General features: G+C 39.9%; 16 protein-coding genes. 7 read left to right on the top strand and 9 right to left on the bottom strand.

The genetic code is table 11. The features are described 5' to 3' along the window. Window positions 1-292: 292 nt before the first annotated feature. Window positions 293-2,197, bottom strand: a complete 1,905-nt coding sequence (uvrC, locus tag NIES592_RS03955; RefSeq protein WP_073554991.1) for an excinuclease ABC subunit UvrC — start codon at window positions 2,195-2,197, stop codon at window positions 293-295. A 985-nt stretch (window positions 2,198-3,182) separates the two neighbouring features. On the opposite strand from uvrC, the gene NIES592_RS03950 reads away from it, so the two are divergent. Then, window positions 3,183-3,362 carry a hypothetical protein gene (locus NIES592_RS03950; protein ID WP_062242576.1) on the top strand — a complete coding sequence of 60 codons (180 nt, stop codon included), beginning with the start codon at window positions 3,183-3,185 and terminating at the stop codon, window positions 3,360-3,362. A 22-nt stretch (window positions 3,363-3,384) separates the two neighbouring features. On the opposite strand, the gene NIES592_RS03945 is transcribed toward NIES592_RS03950, so the two are convergent. Both NIES592_RS03945 and NIES592_RS03940 read right to left on the bottom strand, forming a co-directional pair. After that, complete coding sequence (locus NIES592_RS03945) at window positions 3,385-3,807, bottom strand: response regulator (RefSeq protein ID WP_062242573.1); 423 nt, start codon at window positions 3,805-3,807, stop codon at window positions 3,385-3,387. A gap of 541 nt (window positions 3,808-4,348) precedes the next feature. Continuing rightward, window positions 4,349-5,251 carry an NF038130 family PEP-CTERM protein gene (locus tag NIES592_RS03940; RefSeq protein WP_073555307.1) on the bottom strand — a complete coding sequence of 301 codons (903 nt, stop codon included), beginning with the start codon at window positions 5,249-5,251 and terminating at the stop codon, window positions 4,349-4,351. A 766-nt stretch (window positions 5,252-6,017) separates the two neighbouring features. Here NIES592_RS03940 and NIES592_RS03930 point away from each other — a divergent pair. Then, the gene (locus NIES592_RS03930) at window positions 6,018-6,437 is read left to right on the top strand and encodes a pentapeptide repeat-containing protein (protein ID WP_073554989.1); all 420 of its coding nucleotides are present in this window, start codon (window positions 6,018-6,020) and stop codon (window positions 6,435-6,437) included. Between the two features lie 118 nt (window positions 6,438-6,555). Here the strand turns inward: NIES592_RS03930 and NIES592_RS03925 are convergent, their stop codons facing one another. Next, on the bottom strand, window positions 6,556-7,467 hold the full coding sequence (locus NIES592_RS03925) for a LysR family transcriptional regulator (RefSeq protein WP_073554988.1): 912 nt from the start codon (window positions 7,465-7,467) through the stop codon (window positions 6,556-6,558). A 166-nt stretch (window positions 7,468-7,633) separates the two neighbouring features. Between NIES592_RS03925 and ilvD the strand changes: the two genes are divergently transcribed. Together ilvD and NIES592_RS03915 are read left to right on the top strand one after the other, a co-directional pair. Further along, window positions 7,634-9,319, top strand: coding sequence for a dihydroxy-acid dehydratase (gene ilvD, locus NIES592_RS03920; RefSeq protein WP_062242563.1), 1,686 nt, complete (start codon window positions 7,634-7,636; stop codon window positions 9,317-9,319). Window positions 9,320-9,355: 36 nt separating this feature from the next. Beyond that, complete coding sequence (locus tag NIES592_RS03915) at window positions 9,356-9,550, top strand: hypothetical protein (RefSeq protein WP_062250355.1); 195 nt, start codon at window positions 9,356-9,358, stop codon at window positions 9,548-9,550. 102 nt (window positions 9,551-9,652) lie between these two features. Here NIES592_RS03915 and NIES592_RS26170 read toward each other — a convergent pair whose 3' ends face one another. Together NIES592_RS26170 and NIES592_RS03910 are read right to left on the bottom strand one after the other, a co-directional pair. Further along, window positions 9,653-9,841: a hypothetical protein gene (locus NIES592_RS26170; protein ID WP_331710231.1), complete on the bottom strand. Its 189-nt coding sequence runs from the start codon at window positions 9,839-9,841 to the stop codon at window positions 9,653-9,655. Continuing rightward, window positions 9,771-10,367, bottom strand: a complete 597-nt coding sequence (locus NIES592_RS03910; RefSeq protein ID WP_231936296.1) for a sensor histidine kinase — start codon at window positions 10,365-10,367, stop codon at window positions 9,771-9,773. The genes NIES592_RS26170 and NIES592_RS03910 overlap by 71 nt, the downstream gene beginning before the upstream one ends. Before the next feature lie 76 nt (window positions 10,368-10,443). Here NIES592_RS03910 and NIES592_RS24900 point away from each other — a divergent pair, with 76 nt between their 5' ends. Further along, window positions 10,444-10,599, top strand: a complete 156-nt coding sequence (locus tag NIES592_RS24900; protein ID WP_178379470.1) for a hypothetical protein — start codon at window positions 10,444-10,446, stop codon at window positions 10,597-10,599. 54 nt (window positions 10,600-10,653) lie between these two features. Further along, on the top strand, window positions 10,654-11,463 hold the full coding sequence (locus NIES592_RS03905; RefSeq protein ID WP_073554987.1) for an SDR family oxidoreductase: 810 nt from the start codon (window positions 10,654-10,656) through the stop codon (window positions 11,461-11,463). A 54-nt stretch (window positions 11,464-11,517) separates the two neighbouring features. On the opposite strand, the gene NIES592_RS03900 is transcribed toward NIES592_RS03905, so the two are convergent. Further along, the gene (locus tag NIES592_RS03900) at window positions 11,518-12,051 is read right to left on the bottom strand and encodes a universal stress protein (protein ID WP_062242557.1); all 534 of its coding nucleotides are present in this window, start codon (window positions 12,049-12,051) and stop codon (window positions 11,518-11,520) included. Window positions 12,052-12,144: 93 nt separating this feature from the next. Between NIES592_RS03900 and NIES592_RS03895 the strand changes: the two genes are divergently transcribed. After that, window positions 12,145-12,561 carry a hypothetical protein gene (locus NIES592_RS03895; RefSeq protein ID WP_143168334.1) on the top strand — a complete coding sequence of 139 codons (417 nt, stop codon included), beginning with the start codon at window positions 12,145-12,147 and terminating at the stop codon, window positions 12,559-12,561. A 200-nt stretch (window positions 12,562-12,761) separates the two neighbouring features. Here NIES592_RS03895 and NIES592_RS03890 read toward each other — a convergent pair whose 3' ends face one another. Together NIES592_RS03890 and nadC are read right to left on the bottom strand one after the other, a co-directional pair. Further along, window positions 12,762-14,057 (bottom strand): cation:proton antiporter, encoded by a 1,296-nt coding sequence (locus NIES592_RS03890; protein WP_073554985.1) that lies wholly within the window; start codon window positions 14,055-14,057, stop codon window positions 12,762-12,764. A gap of 202 nt (window positions 14,058-14,259) precedes the next feature. After that, window positions 14,260-15,126 carry a carboxylating nicotinate-nucleotide diphosphorylase gene (gene nadC / locus NIES592_RS03885; RefSeq protein ID WP_073554984.1) on the bottom strand — a complete coding sequence of 289 codons (867 nt, stop codon included), beginning with the start codon at window positions 15,124-15,126 and terminating at the stop codon, window positions 14,260-14,262. Window positions 15,127-15,550 lie beyond the last annotated feature (424 nt).

Below are 15,550 nucleotides of genomic sequence, written 5' to 3'. Positions count from 1 at the left end.
ATCCGTGAATTGTAAATTCATATCTTGATTCAGCAATGCCAAAAAGGAATTAGGATTAGCCGCAGATATCATCTCCGAAAAAGACCAGAGGTAGCAATGCTAAGTCTGGTCAAAGATTTGGCATCAAACCAGAAAAATCTATGCAAACATAATTGATGACCAAATACAGCAATGTCCGATTTGAGATATGTGCTGACGCTCGCACCGCACATCTGATACATTTGGCGACAGGGATGAAGTCATAAACCGCATTAGACGCAAAGTAGGCGAAGGTTTTTTAAGAATCTACACCTCAAGAGGGATGAAAATAATCATAGATTTCTTGTGCTAAGCGTGGACCGATTCCGGGAACCTCAGCTAGTTGTGTCGGTGTAGCTTGCCGAATATAATCAACAGAACGAAAATGTCCCAAAAGTTGTTTCTGGCGATGGTGTCCTAAACCAGGAATTTCATCTAAACGTGATCGCTTCAATTTATCACTGCGCTGTTGACGATGAAAACTGACAGCAAATCGATGCGCCTCGTCTCGCAACCGTCGCAAAAGTTGGACTCCTGCTTGTTCAGCATCAGTAGTAAGTGGTTCAGACTCTCCCGGTAAAAAGATTTCTTCTCGCTTTTTGGCCAAACTAATTACACGCAAGTCTTCCAATAAATTCATTTCTTGCAAGACTGCTACAACCGATGATAACTGACCTTTGCCCCCATCAATCATGATTAAATCAGGCCAATCTGGATTCCCAATGCGTTGTAGTTGGGGATCTTCAGCATACTTGCGAAAGCGACGTCCTATAACTTCGGCTAAACTCGCAAAATCATCCGAGTGTCCAACAGTAACTGTGGGATTTTTAATTTTGTAATGACGGTAGTGCTGTTTTGCAGGTAAACCATCAATAAATACCACTTGAGAAGCTACCGCATTTGCTCCTTGGATATGGGAAATATCGTAACCTTCGATGCGGTGGGGTAATTCGGGTAAGTCGAGGATAGCAGCTAAATCTTCCATCGCCTGTTGGTTGCGATCGCTCAATTTTTGCATTCTTTGCAATTCATACTGAGCATTTCGCTCTACCATCTCAATTAATTCTGCCTTAGTTTGGCGTTGGGGAGCTACAATTGTCACTTTTCTACCTTTACGCTGTGTCAGCACATCTGCCAAAATATCCGGTTCTGGCAACTCGTATTGCACTAAAATCTCTGTAGGAATTTCCACCGCTTCGGCTGTTTGGTAGTGTTCTTCCAAAACCCGTTGTAAAATTGCTCCCATCAATTCCCCTTCGTTTGAGGGAGAGGAAAGGGTGGGTACTTCTGCGACGAAAGCCAAACGTCCAACTAATTTTCCGGCACGAATTTGGAATAATTGAATGCAGGCGTGCTGGGTGTCAGCTGCGAGAGCGATCGCATCACGGGAAACAGTATCATCTGGTAAGGATACTTTTTGCTCCGCACTCAGAGACTTTAACCCGTTAATTTGATCACGAAATCGCGCCGCAGCTTCAAAGTTCAACAATTCTGCTTGCTTGTGCATTTGTTCTGTGAGGATGTCGATGAGTTCACTGCTTCTTCCTTGGAACACCATCGCCACTTTTTGCACAATTTTGCGGTATTCTTCTGGGGAAATCAGCGACTGACACACACCCGGACAGCGTCCTAAGTCAAAATTTAAGCAAGGACGATCTTTAAATAGTGGTTGGGGACGTTGACGCAAGGGAAATATCCGTTTGCAGAGGCGCAAAATCTCCCGCAGTAAGTGAGAATCTGTATAGGGGCCATAATATTTATCTTTTTGGTTACTGAGTTGGCGCTTGCGGGTGATATAAATACGTGGGTAGTCTTCTGACCAAGTGATGCAAACGTAGGGATACTTTTTATCGTCTTTCAGTAGTACGTTGAAGTATGGCAGGTGTTGCTTGATCAGGTTAGCTTCTAGTGCCAAGGCTTCAGCTTCAGTATCGGTGACGATAAATTCAATTTCTGTCACCTGCCTTACCATTGTGGCAATACGTTCGGTAAGTTTTTGTGATTCGCGAAAATAGGAACGAACACGCGATCGCAGCTTTCGTGATTTCCCTATATATATGATGCGATCGCTTCCGTCTCGCATCAAATAAACTCCAGGTTCTGGCGGAATTTCGGCTAGACGATTTTCTAGGCGTTGCGGATCTTTGATGAGTGGTAGTGTTTGAGCAGATGTTGTCACAACCAGAGATTGGTAACTTTACAATTTACCTATATTTATTTTAAGTAAAATTACTATTTTTAGCTGTGGATGTTATGCTTTACTGCTTATAGGATTTCAGTGAGTTGTTAAGTAGCAAGTAGTGACAGATACAGTAAAAGTCAAAACTGATTTTTCACAGTACTTTATAAAGTAAAGCTTAAGTATTAGTGTGACGCGTTAAAATAGTGCATCAATAAACCACGGAGGCACAGAGAACACAGAGTATAGAAGAAGAGATTTATGCACGAAATTAGCTATGTGAGTCTAGAGGATGCGTTACCGCTAGTTCTCACTCTCTCAAACACTTGAATCTTTATATAAGACTTGTAATTATAAAAAAGTTTCTTGATTGCTTAAAATTTTTATATTAATTTGATAATTTGCAGATTTTGATTTTTATATACTGCTGTTTTCTTTCAACCATAAATTAGAGTTTTCGATGTTATCTACTAGACTAAATCTTTTTAGAAGGGTTTTCAACTTCTACTCTATTACTCGACTACATCAGTTTTGAGGGGTTGGGAGAAGCCAGATCCTCGAGTTTTAAAAAAACTCGGGTATCTCGCGGTTGAGTACTGTAGCAATATGAGTCTATTGGTAGATGTGATTCATGATTTTTATAGAAAACTTGATTTTTTTAGACTTTTTATAAAGTTATAATTATCTAAAACTTTTCAGATGAAATATTTTATATACTGTTATTTCACAAAATATTAAGCAAATTAACGGATTTTTAAAATCTCCAATTAAACTAGAATTTATATTATCTAAAGTATGCACTTCTAGGTGAAAATCAGTGCAGCGAAATGAAATAGTTATGCTGTTTGAACAAGGTAAAAAGCTCGTAATGAGAAGCTTTATTTCCTTGTTACTCCAGCCATATCAATAGACGATAACGAAATAACTCCATAGAGGTAGTGAATTTTTAACCTTAATTCTTGATTTGTTGTATTTAGGAGAAAAAATGAATATAGACGAGTTTGATAATCAATATCGTGGTGCTATTGCTGAAACGCTTAACGAATTACAATCAGCAATGCTTATGCTAACGCAAGTGCAATTAAAAATATCACAAATTGGTAACTCTGTACAAAATCTTAGCCAAAATTTTGAAGAATTTATGGCAAGACAAAGAAATGAGTAGAGAGCCATTTTTAACATAAATTTTACCTACACTGGCAAGCTAACTCTTCTTCAATTGCCAGAATCAATTCAGTTAAGTTTACAGGTTTGACGAAGTAACGACGAGCGCCTAATTTTATGGCTTTTTCCTGATCTTTTCTAAAAGCAAAGGCTGAAACCACAAATATAGGTATGTATTGTAAATCTGAGCGCTGCTGAATTTTTGCTAACAGAGAATAACCATCAATATCTGGTAGTTTGAGGTCTAGTAAAATTAAATTAGGTTTGAATTTTTCTATAGTAGAGAGAAACTGTGATCCTTCAGGTAAACTTTGGACTTCATACCCACAGTAGCTGAGATAATCACTAAGTAGCATTCTATTGATGTCATTGTCTTCTATTAGTAATATTTTTTTATCTTTATGTGATGATAACTGCTGTTTAATATTAAGTAATTGGGCTGTCATTTTCACCTAATAATTGTAGGTTAAAAGTAAATAAATCTTGCCACAATAAATAATTTCACATCTAAAATAGAATAATTAATTATAAAACAGATACAAATACTATACGAATTACTGTAGTTACATGATTTTAATACTTAATAGATATTCGCTTAAAAGATCAATTTAAATGTACAACAAAAATGTTTAAGAAAAATTGAGAAATATGTGGTAATTTATAATTTCTTTAAAACTCATCATGATGGATGTTCTAAATGCTAGTGCTAACAACCATCACAGGCTGGAGTTAAGCTTTTCCTTTCCTATTCAACTTCGTCTTTCTTTTCAGTAGTTAAGACTACCAACCACTAACAATGCTCATAAGTTTTTTACACCCTGGTACTAAGCAGATTCCACTAGCATAGACTATAAACTCACAAATGGCAGCAGAGGCTGCAAAAAATAGGAGCGTGATAAGCTAAAACAGCCTTGGAGAAGGATATAAATAAAAAAAGGAGCTAGTTGCTCCTGTTATAAATCTTTGTTGTGAGAATAGTAGCTTTAACTATGCCTGTGCTTTTTTTAGCTGTCTTTGTGTCACAAAAACACCAGCAATACTTAGTAAACCAAGCATGACAGAAGGTTCAGGTACTGATTTCGGAGGCGCTTTAGCAACGTAATCAGGTGTACTCCAATTAAAAATAGCATTGTAGGATTTGCCATCGTCAGAGGCTGTAATTCCAGATGCAACACCACTAAAGCTATAAGCGTAATAAGTTTTACCGCCAGTTACAACCTTAGCAATTTCACTGGCTGCAATTTGTCCTTGATAGGCATTTAAGGCGTTTTTCAAATTTGTGAGATCAGTACGCTGAGCTTGTGGAAGCAGCACTGATGGTAATTTTAAAAGAGTGTTAATTTGGTCTAACAGTTTGGTCTTCAAATCCAAGTGACCGACCAATTGTAATTGGACACCGCCATTTTCACCGAATTGGAAACCACCAATGTTAGGATCTCCCATCCCTAATGAAGGAAGAGAACTTGTAATCATTGATTTGGTATTGCTTGAAAACGCATTCCAGACAGATTGGAATGGCTGATAGGCATTTAATAGATCATTTAGCCATTGGGAACCAAACTCCTTCCAGTCATCCGCTGTAACACTGCTAACGGTTGCGCTATAGTTTCCTTCTGTAGTAGTAAAACCAACGTTAGCAGTTGGAGTTTCGCTACTATACCAAAGTTCAACGTTAGAAGATGCATCACCATCTGTCAGTGCATTGGTAGCTGCTGTTGTATCTTTACCGATAAATACGCCGTCTGATCCACCAGTATAGGTGTTGATTTCGTTGGAGTTATTAAAAGTAAAATCAACCGCATGTGCTGGAGCAGTGGCGATCGCACTCATACCAGCAACCATATAAACGCCTATTAAAAGTCTCTTTACTGTATTTTTCACTGCTGTCATCTCCATCGGTTTTGAGTGTGATTTTATACAAATACACTTGATATTTTGATTTAGTTGGTTTAATTGCAGGTGTAGGGTTCGGGTAATAAAATGCGGAAATAAGAAGTAAAAAATTTTACTAAATGTTATCCTTGCTTACGCCCTGTCTAAACACAACCACGTGTTTCTATAAGCACAGTTTAAGAAACCAAAAGACTTATTGGGTAAAGCTGTCGTAGATTTACAATTAATTTCTGACAAAAAATATAACTATTCTAACTTCTGTTTTAAGTTAATATACTTAAATTGTAATTTTTTAATGTAAAAATAGATACAATTAATTGATCTTGCTCATTATATTAAGTTCGGATAATCACTTTATGTTCGCACTGCGATGTTACTAAGGAGCAGTCTTTGACTATCGCAAGCAAATACTGTATCCCAATTAACGTCTAATGTGAATTAACAAAGGCGCTAATAGATCATGGGAAATACTCAACAAACCAATGACCACCCAACCACCCATGAAAGATCCATCTGTGTTATCTGTGTTTATCAGTGTGTATCGGTGGTCGATTTCTAAAAAAACGTTTTTACCAGGCGCAAGGAATATTGCGTCTCCATATTCAATTCACATCAGGCGTAATTACCCATTACCGAATCATCAAGAAGTTGTTAACTAACAATCATATTTTGTCTAGTAGAAATATTAAGTAACACAAATAACTGATACATTTTGTGATGCGAGCCACACTATATAAAGTAAAGGAGTTTTAAAGCGATCGCAATGCATATAGATGAACTTCTCAGACGTTATCAGTCAGGAGAAAGAAATTTCAAAGGTGTAAACCTCATTGGTGGTTACTTGTATGGAGCAAATCTGAGTGGAGCGAATTTACAAGGAGCATCTCTGAGTGAAGTTGATTTGAGCGAAGCTAACTTAACAGGAGTAAGCCTGAGAGAAGCATCTCTAGTGAGAGCCAACCTCACAGGAGCCAACCTGAAAGAAGCTAACCTCAACGGAGCAAATCTGTTTGAAGCCAAGCTGACAGGAGCTACACTGCATGGAGCGCATCTGAAAATGGCAGACTTAACGGATGCGGACTTTACCGCTGCCAATTTAGAAAAAGCTAATCTGTATGGAGCTTATCTGATGGGAACTTTGTTACAGGGTGCGATTATGCCAGATGGCACAATTCATGCGTGAGTGATCGAATTTTGGATTTTTGATGACTCTTCTTTGCAGCCGAAGAAGGCGCGTCTATAGATTTTGAATTGATTCCACTGATGGAATCTGGGGGCATGAAAATCATTATTTAATGAGTTTAAGTTTTGAGGTGGAACTTTAGTTTACGGCTTGTGATTTTTCTAACAACAGTGAGAAATTGCCGCAGTACAGGTGTGATTTCTTCTGCTTTCCACACCACAGCTGTTTCTACCAACGGTGTTGTTTGGGCGATCGCTCGATACACAACTCCCTGACGCTGGAGATTTTGCAACGAAGCAGGTACAATAGCAATTCCCATCCCAGCCGAAACTAAGCCGATAATAGTTTGCATTTGAATAGCTTCTTGAGCAACTTTTGGTGTGAAATTACCTTGCTCACACAAAGCCATAATTTTGTCGTAAAGTCCCATTCCTAAATGACGCGGAAATAAAATAAATAATTCCTCCGTAAGCGATCGCACTGCAATTTTTTCTTGTTTAGCTAAAGGATGATTTGCAGGTAAAGCCACAACCAGATTTTCCTGCTGAATACACTCACTCGCAAAGGTGTCATCTTCTAAAGGTAAATGCACAAAACCAAGTTGGATACGATGATTTTGTAAAGCCTTTTCTTGTTCTGTTGTCGTTAACTCTTGCAATACTAATTCCACTGCTGGAAACTGTTGGCGAAAAGCTTGCAAGATGGCAGGTAACACATCATAGGTGACAGAACTAATAAACCCTACGCGCAATTCTCCTGTTTCACCCCTACCCGTGCGCCGCGTTAACTCAATTCCCTGTTCAAGTTGTGCTAAAAGTCGATAAGCCTCCTGTAAAAATACCTTTCCTGCTTCCGTCAACTGTACCTGTCGCTTAGTTTTGCGGTGAAATAACTCTACCCCTAACTCCGTTTCAAGTTGTTGAATTTGCTGGCTTAAAGGTGGTTGCGCTATGTGTAATCGCTCAGCAGCACGACTGAAATGTAGTTCCTCCGCCACAGCAATAAAATAGCGCAGGTGTCGTAATTCCATAATTTTAATATTTTAAAAGTTTTAATTAGCAAAAAATATATATTGGACATCTGAAAAATATCCACGTACGATACTCCCATAACATATGGATAAAGAGAAAGGAAAATTTTTATACTTTTCCGATTTCTGCTATCTAATAATTCAGGAGTCCTAAGGAAATATCAAAATGTCAGAAAACTGGAGAAGCAAGGTTGTTACCCAAGGAGTACAGCGATCGCCTAACCGTGCAATGCTGCGTGCTGTAGGTTTTCAAGATCAGGATTTTACTAAAGCTATTGTTGGCATTGCTAATGGTTACAGTACCATTACCCCCTGCAATATGGGCATCAACAAACTGGCGCAACGGGCAGAAAATGGCATCAAGAATGCCGGAGCAATGCCACAAGTATTCGGCACAATTACCATTAGCGATGGTATTTCCATGGGAACCGAGGGGATGAAATACTCTTTGGTATCGCGAGAAGTAATAGCCGATTCGATTGAAACTGCCTGCAATGGGCAAAGCATGGATGGAGTGCTGGCAATTGGTGGTTGTGATAAAAACATGCCAGGAGCAATGATTGCGATCGCCCGGATGAACATCCCTGCTATTTTTGTTTATGGCGGTACGATTAAACCTGGACACTACAATGGACGTGATTTAACCGTCGTCAGTTCTTTTGAAGCGGTAGGCGAATACAGCGCTGGCAAAATAGACGAAAATGAACTATTGGAAGTTGAACGCCGCGCCTGTCCTGGCGCTGGTTCCTGCGGTGGTATGTATACAGCAAACACCATGTCTTCGGCCTTTGAAGCGATGGGCATGAGTTTGCCGTATTCTTCGACAATGGCAGCAGAAGATGAAGAAAAAGCCGACAGTACAGAAAAATCCGCGTTTGTTCTAGTAGAAGCAATTCGCAAGCAAATTTTACCCCGTCAGATTATTACTCGTAAATCAATTGAAAATGCGATTTCTGTGATTATGGCAGTGGGAGGTTCAACAAATGCCGTGTTGCATTTTTTGGCAATTGCCCGTGCTGCTGGTGTTGAACTTTGTCTTGACGACTTTGAAACTATCCGCGCCCGGGTTCCGGTGTTATGCGATTTGAAACCAAGTGGTAGATATGTAGCTACGGATTTACACCAAGCTGGTGGTATTCCCCAAGTTATGAAAATGCTACTTGTGCATGATTTGCTGCACGGTGATTGCTTAACCATCACTGGTCAAACTATTGCAGAAGTCTTAGCAGAAGTGCCAGAAGAACCGCCGACTAACCAAGATGTCATTCGTCCTTGGAGTAATCCGATGTATACTCAAGGACATTTAGCTGTACTTAAAGGGAATTTAGCCACAGAAGGAGCAGTAGCAAAAATTACTGGTGTAAAAGTCCCGAAAATTACTGGACCAGCACGAGTTTTTGAATCGGAAGAATCTTGCTTAGACGCTATTCTCGCCAAAAAAATCAATGCTGGTGATGTGATTGTGATTCGTTACGAAGGCCCCAAAGGTGGCCCAGGAATGCGGGAAATGCTGGCTCCCACCTCAGCAATTATCGGGGCTGGTTTAGGTGATTCCGTGGGATTAATCACTGATGGCAGATTCTCTGGTGGTACTTATGGTATGGTTGTGGGACATGTTGCACCAGAAGCAGCTGTGGGTGGTGCGATCGCATTAGTAGAAGAAGGTGATACCATCACCATTGATGCCCACGCTCGTTTATTGCAACTGCACCTATCAGATGAAGAATTAGCTCGTCGTCGTCAAAACTGGCAACCTCGTCCACCTCGTTATACTAAGGGTGTGTTGGCGAAGTATGCCAAGTTGGTATCTTCTAGCAGTCTTGGTGCGGTGACTGATTTGGATTTGTTTTAATTGCTGATACCACATATAAGTGGAGTTCATACCGAAATGCGAATTGAACCATACGATAAAAGTCAACTTGATGCTATCAACAGTCTTTCGCTGCGGACATGGACTCCGGTCTTTGATTCCATTCAGCAAGTGATGGACTTTGGAGTGTACCACTCATTCTATCCCAACGATTGGGCTGTTACCGACCGCCAGGTACTTCAAGAAGTTGTAGGTCCAGAGCAGAGAGTTTGAAAACGAATCTTAGGCAGAAAGAGTTTCCCAATCTCTTTTAAGCCGTGGGGTCGGGGAATTCTGGGAGGACAAGACTGACGAAGGATTCCAACAGTTGTTCGTTCAGACAAAGCTCTTTTGGAGAGTGAGATTTTTCCTATTTGAACCCAGAAGCTGTGGTGTATTGCTGGGAAATTCTGATAAAGGTAGTCTCACAGTAAGACAGCAGCCAGTCCCTAGCTCACTTTCTATTTGGAATTGACCCTTTAAGAGGGTAACTCTTTGTTGCATCTGTTGGAGTCCAAACCCCATTGACTGCTCGTCTAATTGAAAGCCTTTGCCATTGTCTTCTATAGTCAGATACACTTACTCTGGAATTGCACTTAGGAATATGAACTGCTGTTGCTTCTGCATGTTTGTAGATATTTGTTAGTGCTTCTTGGACAATACGGTAAATTGTTTTGCTCTGCTGTGGAGGTAACGCAGAAGTTAAATTCAATTGAGTGGTAGGCAAAATGCCTGTAGTATGATGAAATTCTCGTGCGAGAAAGGCGATCGCCATCTGGAGCGATCGCTCTTTTGGTATATCCACCCGCAAGGTATTGACTGAACGGCGAACCTCCTGCATAGCAAAAGAGCCGAGTTGTTTAGACTGCAAAACATACTGATGAGCTTGATGTAGATCAACTTGCCAAAACTTCAAAGCGCTTTGGAGTTGAATATTCAGAACAGCCAAAGCGTGTCCAAGAGAATCATGAATATTATGGGCAATATGATTGCGTTTGCGTTCCTGCACTGCGGCAAATTCTTCTACTTGCAGAATATTTGTCAAAAACATAACGAGTCAGAAATAGCGGTTTTTTAAGTAGTTCTCTAGATAGAAGTTATAAAATTCAGCTACAGACAATATATATATGGAATTCCTGGCATTTGTCACTGCTCAAATAAGGCGATCGCTCAAAGGAATATATGATCAAAGCGATCGCTTTCTAACCAGAGAAATATTTTCTAACTCCTTCCCCACGAATAACAATAAGCAAGAAGGCAAATGGAAGCAGCAGAAACCATAAATAAATAAAAAATATGTGGACAAGCAAAGCAAGTTTTGCAAGGAGTCAAATCTAATGAAAGGATTAAAAGGTAAAAATGCTTTGATTACAGGCGCAAGTTCTGGTATTGGACAAGCGATCGCCATTCGCCTTGCCCAAGAAGGCTGTAATATTGCCATTAATTACCGCAAAAGTCCTGAAGGTGCGGAAGATACCGAAGAAATGGCAATGCAAAAAGCCTGTGGGGGTATTGAAAATTGCGGTGTGAAGTCACTTCTAGTACAAGGCGACGTCTCTAAGGAAGAAGACATTATTAAAATGGTCAACAGCGTAGTTGACAAGTTGGGTAGCCTTGATATTTTGGTCAATAATGCCGGAATTCAAACCGAATGTCCATCTCATGAAGTGAAGACCGAAGACTTTGACCGAGTGATTGGGGTGAATCTGCGGGGTGCTTATCTGTGTGCGCGTGAAACTATCAAATACTTCCTTTCGCAAAACCGTTCCGGAATCATCATTAATATTTCTAGCGTTCACGAAATTATTCCCCGACCAATGTATGTCAGTTACTCCATTAGCAAAGGCGGGATGGAAAATATGACCAAAACTCTGGCACTGGAGTATGCAAACCGAGGTATCCGAGTCAACGCGATCGCGCCGGGAGCAACTATCACCCCTATCAATGAAGCTTGGACTAATGACCCCCAAAAGAAAGCAGTTGTAGAAAGTCGCATACCCATGGGTCGTGCGGGAACTTCGGAAGAGATGGCTGCAGCAGTAGCTTTTTTAGCATCTGACGAAGCCGCATACATCACAGGACAAACACTGTTTATTGACGGTGGGCTGACACTATACGCTGACTTCCGGGAAGCTTGGTCTGCGTGAGACGCAAGTAGGGCGATCGCTCAATTTCCCAGAGAACTAAAATTGTTATGAAAATTACCTGGCGGTGGAAGCACTTGCACTTTCTTTTACAACTTCAGTTTCTTTGCCATCAATGGGAATTTGCACAACATGAACTGAACAAGGAGCATGGTGAAGCACATAATTACTGACGCTTCCAAGCAATAGTTCTGCTAGACCAGAGTGACCTCGACGCCCGATAATAATCAGATCAGCACCCCAACTCGCAGCTAAATCACAAATGACTCGACCAGGAGTACCAGGAACTTGTCTAAATTCAGCGTTCACATCGGCTGTGTTTGCCTGAGCGCAGAATGATTGCAACATCTCTACACCTTTATTTTTCCACTTGTCCCACTCCTGTTGGTAAAACTCCGAGACTTGCTCCCACATTCCGGGATAGTAGTCAAAAGAGGACACTGGTATATAAGGACTGCCTTTTTCTTCACTAGATAAAACATGTAGTAGCAATAAACTAGCTCCTGTCATCTTTGCCAAAGCAAAGCCTTGTTCAAAAATATGTTTACCCATCTCAGAGCAATCTAATGCTATCAAAATCTTTTTAAACATACAAACCTCTAATACTGATACTGGGTAAGTTTTTCAAAAATTTTTGTCCTACACCTACACATATAGAGAAATAATTTGAGAAACTTGTGAGGAATGCAAAAGAGCATCTCGATGATTACCGGATTCCTCTTGCACGTAGTCATGGATTTGACATTCATATTTCCAGGTGCAAGATATAAGTTAACCGCATCTCCACCCCAAAAACTCAGTAAGATTATGATTACTGAACCAATAGCTGCTTATCTCCACGATGATAAGGAAAAGGTGGCTGATTTGGCAGTAACCTATGGATTGGTGGATGTTCCTGTAGTTGACGCTCAAGGTTACTTTTTGGGAATAGTTCCTGCTCAATCTTTAATTTCCATTCTCAGACAAGAGCATATTCAAGATTTGCATCGCCTGAGTGGCATTCGAGAGGAGGATTTTCAAGCACGTCATGTCTTAGAAGCTTCCCCGACTCGACGAGCATACCGATCGCTTACCGTGGTTACTGGTTGGACTAGTTGGTAGCATCCTGGCAACTTTCGTTGTTTCATGCTTTGAACGTACTCTGGAAGCTCGGATCTTTGTTGCTTTTTTTATGCCTGGGATCGTTTATCTTACCGATGCGATCAACCATCTGTGGTAATAGTCGCAAACCTCATACCTTTAGTTATAAGAACATACCTTGAGAAGCTTATGAGAATGCGACATTTGGTAATGTTTTATAATTATTCAAATTCATCAATTGTTGAAGATTCATGAACTGCTTGACTTCTTGCAATCCGACGTTCATACATATTCATTAACGGAGTAGCGCTAACACCATGAACTATCACAGAAACAACAATAGTAGTGTAAGTAATCCAGGAAATCTTCTCGGCAACTTCACCCTCTAAACCCTTACCAAAGGCGTAAGCGAGATAATACAAAGAACCAACACCACGAATCCCAAACCAACCAATTAACCAGCGACTTCCTGGATGTAGAAAGCGGTGTTTAGACGATGAACTTTGACCAATCGTACTGAGCCACACCCCCAAAGGTCGGATGATCAAGAATAATAGTACGATCACCAACAGAGATTGAGTAGCGTAATTAAGTATCGGCTGGAATAATAATATTGAACCTAGTAATAAGATTGTTCCTACTTCTAGCAGCTTTTCTAGCCTTTCTATGAATTCTAACTGCGCTAAAGTTTTTTCGGAGTTCTTGTAACTTCGTTGTACAACCAGTCCGGCTACAAATACTGCGAGAAAACCATAACCATTAACTATTTCTGTTAATGAATAAGTCAATAAAATAGTACTAATAGCAATAAAATCTTCCATTAACTCGTCAGGACGACGACGCTTTTGGACTTTTTTATCAATCCAGACTACTGCTTTAGCAACAACAAACCCCATCATTATGCCAGCTGCAATAGCCCAAAATAAATCAATACTTATCCAAGATTTTAACCAATTATTCCAGTTGCTATCTTTTAAAGCATATAATCCAAAGTAAACAAAAGGAAAGGCTAAAGCATCATTTAAGCCACCTTCGGAAGTTAAGCCAAAACGTAATTCATCTTGATCATGTGTATCAGTTAGCTGAACTTCTGAAGCTAAAACCGGATCAGTGGGTGCAAGAATTGCTCCTAATAAAATTGCTTCTCCCCAATTCATCCCTAATAACAACTTACCTACAACAGCTAACCCAAAAATGGATATTGGCATTAACAAAGCAATCAACCGTGTCGTAAGATTCCAAGATTTCCAACCTATTGGACGAACAATTTTTAAACCGCAACTAAAAACAGAAATAATTACTACAAATTCAGTTATACGTTCTAGTACTTCAGCATTAAATATCCCATCACGACGTAATTGAATTAGTCCAAATCCGTAAGGTCCCAGCACAATACCAACCACTAAGTAGATGAGGGCAAAAGAAAGAGGTAAACGTGCGATCCAGCCTGAACCTAGAGTGACAACTAATAACAGTAGACCAATAATCAATAGGTCAATAATATAAATATCTACCATAAAAGCTAGCAAGCAAAATAATATGTTGCTTTGCAAGCTTACTTGCGATCGCTTTTACATCAAATCATCTAGGGGTAGATTTTAAATTCATCAATAGTTATAGTTACTTTAAATATATTATTAGTTTATACAGGTCTTTGAACCTAGCTAAGCTAACTAGTCTGTCATGACTACAAATAATTAACCTTCTATTCTAATGACATCATTGAATCTTCATACTCAAATCTAACCACTTCGATTGCGTAACAGGCGCACTACTAGAAATATAGTCCACACCTGTTTCTGCCACAGCACGAATACTTTCTAAGGTAATGTTGCCAGAAGCCTCTATTTTGATTCTCATATCAACCGAACGAATCATTTGCACCGCTTCCCGCATCATATCTAGAGGCATATTGTCCAACATGATAATGTCAGCTCTGTGATCAATGGCTGCTTGTACCTGTTCCAAAGTTTCTGTCTCTACCTCAATTGTCAATGGATAAGGTATCCTTTCTCGAATACGAGAAATCGCTTCTGCTATTCCTCCGGCTGCTGCAATATGATTATCTTTGATCATGACCGCATCATCCAGCCCCATGCGGTGGTTAATTGCTCCTCCTACTTGAGTTGCGTATTTTTCTAAAATTCTTAAACCTGGTGTCGTTTTGCGTGTATCTACAAATTTAGTGGGTAAATCTGCAATTTTTTCTGCATATTGACGACTCAGTGTGGCAATTCCACTCAAGCGCATTGCCAAATTCAGTGCTACTCGTTCTCCCATCAACAATGCATCTAAAGATCCATACATTTGCGTTATTACTTGTCCTTGCTGACAATATTCACCTTCATTTGCATGTATCTGAAAACTAATGTTTTCATCTAAAAGCTGGAACACCCTCGCTGCTATTGGCAAACCAGCTATCACGCCAGGTGTTTTAGCTATCCACTTAGCCTGTCGTTGAATTTTACCTTGACTTAATAGAGATTGAGTCGTGTGATCGCCCCTACCGATATCTTCTAATAACCAGCTTTGCAGCAATTGATCTAGCAGAATAAACGGAGGCAGTACAGCAAGCGAAGATATCATAAGATTTGTCCTTGACTCAAACACTCAACACTTTGAAAAATTTTTCTGCTGGTAGTAGTCATCTTACTAGATGTAGTTCTTCGCAAGGTTGCATCATTCCTTATTAGTTTAGGTTGTAGCTGCTTTGCTATCACCATAGTTTGCCCACAAGCGATAGTTAGCCAGCAGCTTATCTATTGGACAGGAGGTCACAATTAAGGGTCAATTTTGATGCGTGCGATCATCTGCACTAACGTATCACCTCACAAGGACTGAAACATGAGGTTTTAGGGAAATTTGAAATTCTTAAGAACTTAACTTTAGTTATAGTCCCGCCTAAAATTAAGCCTCAAGTGGCTTATATGTGAGGTTTTGGCTATTCAAAAAAATTTTTCTTAGAAGTAGTTGACAAGATGAGGGGGGTTAGCTACTATAAGAAAGTGCC

Source organism: Fischerella major NIES-592 (assembly GCF_001904645.1).
GTDB lineage: Bacteria > Cyanobacteriota > Cyanobacteriia > Cyanobacteriales > Nostocaceae > Fischerella > Fischerella thermalis.
The sequence above is the reverse complement of the archived record's forward strand: the minus strand, read 5'-3'. Positions and strand labels throughout refer to the sequence as shown.

Bases quoted from the DNA above. Each gene is read 5' to 3' on its own strand.
- NIES592_RS03950 (WP_062242576.1), top strand. From the start codon at position 3,183: ATGAATATAGACGAGTTTGATAATCAATATCGTGGTGCTATTGCTGAA.
- NIES592_RS03945 (WP_062242573.1), bottom strand. From the start codon at position 3,807: ATGACAGCCCAATTACTTAATATTAAACAGCAGTTATCATCACATAAA.
- NIES592_RS03940 (WP_073555307.1), bottom strand. From the start codon at position 5,251: ATGACAGCAGTGAAAAATACAGTAAAGAGACTTTTAATAGGCGTTTAT.
- NIES592_RS03930 (WP_073554989.1), top strand. From the start codon at position 6,018: ATGCATATAGATGAACTTCTCAGACGTTATCAGTCAGGAGAAAGAAAT.
- NIES592_RS03925 (WP_073554988.1), bottom strand. From the start codon at position 7,467: ATGGAATTACGACACCTGCGCTATTTTATTGCTGTGGCGGAGGAACTA.
- ilvD (WP_062242563.1), top strand. From the start codon at position 7,634: ATGTCAGAAAACTGGAGAAGCAAGGTTGTTACCCAAGGAGTACAGCGA.
- NIES592_RS03915 (WP_062250355.1), top strand. From the start codon at position 9,356: ATGCGAATTGAACCATACGATAAAAGTCAACTTGATGCTATCAACAGT.
- NIES592_RS26170 (WP_331710231.1), bottom strand. From the start codon at position 9,841: ATGGGGTTTGGACTCCAACAGATGCAACAAAGAGTTACCCTCTTAAAG.
- NIES592_RS03910 (WP_231936296.1), bottom strand. From the start codon at position 10,367: ATGTTTTTGACAAATATTCTGCAAGTAGAAGAATTTGCCGCAGTGCAG.
- NIES592_RS24900 (WP_178379470.1), top strand. From the start codon at position 10,444: ATGGAATTCCTGGCATTTGTCACTGCTCAAATAAGGCGATCGCTCAAA.
- NIES592_RS03905 (WP_073554987.1), top strand. From the start codon at position 10,654: ATGAAAGGATTAAAAGGTAAAAATGCTTTGATTACAGGCGCAAGTTCT.
- NIES592_RS03900 (WP_062242557.1), bottom strand. From the start codon at position 12,051: ATGTTTAAAAAGATTTTGATAGCATTAGATTGCTCTGAGATGGGTAAA.
- NIES592_RS03895 (WP_143168334.1), top strand. From the start codon at position 12,145: ATGCAAAAGAGCATCTCGATGATTACCGGATTCCTCTTGCACGTAGTC.
- NIES592_RS03890 (WP_073554985.1), bottom strand. From the start codon at position 14,057: ATGGTAGATATTTATATTATTGACCTATTGATTATTGGTCTACTGTTA.
- nadC (WP_073554984.1), bottom strand. From the start codon at position 15,126: ATGATATCTTCGCTTGCTGTACTGCCTCCGTTTATTCTGCTAGATCAA.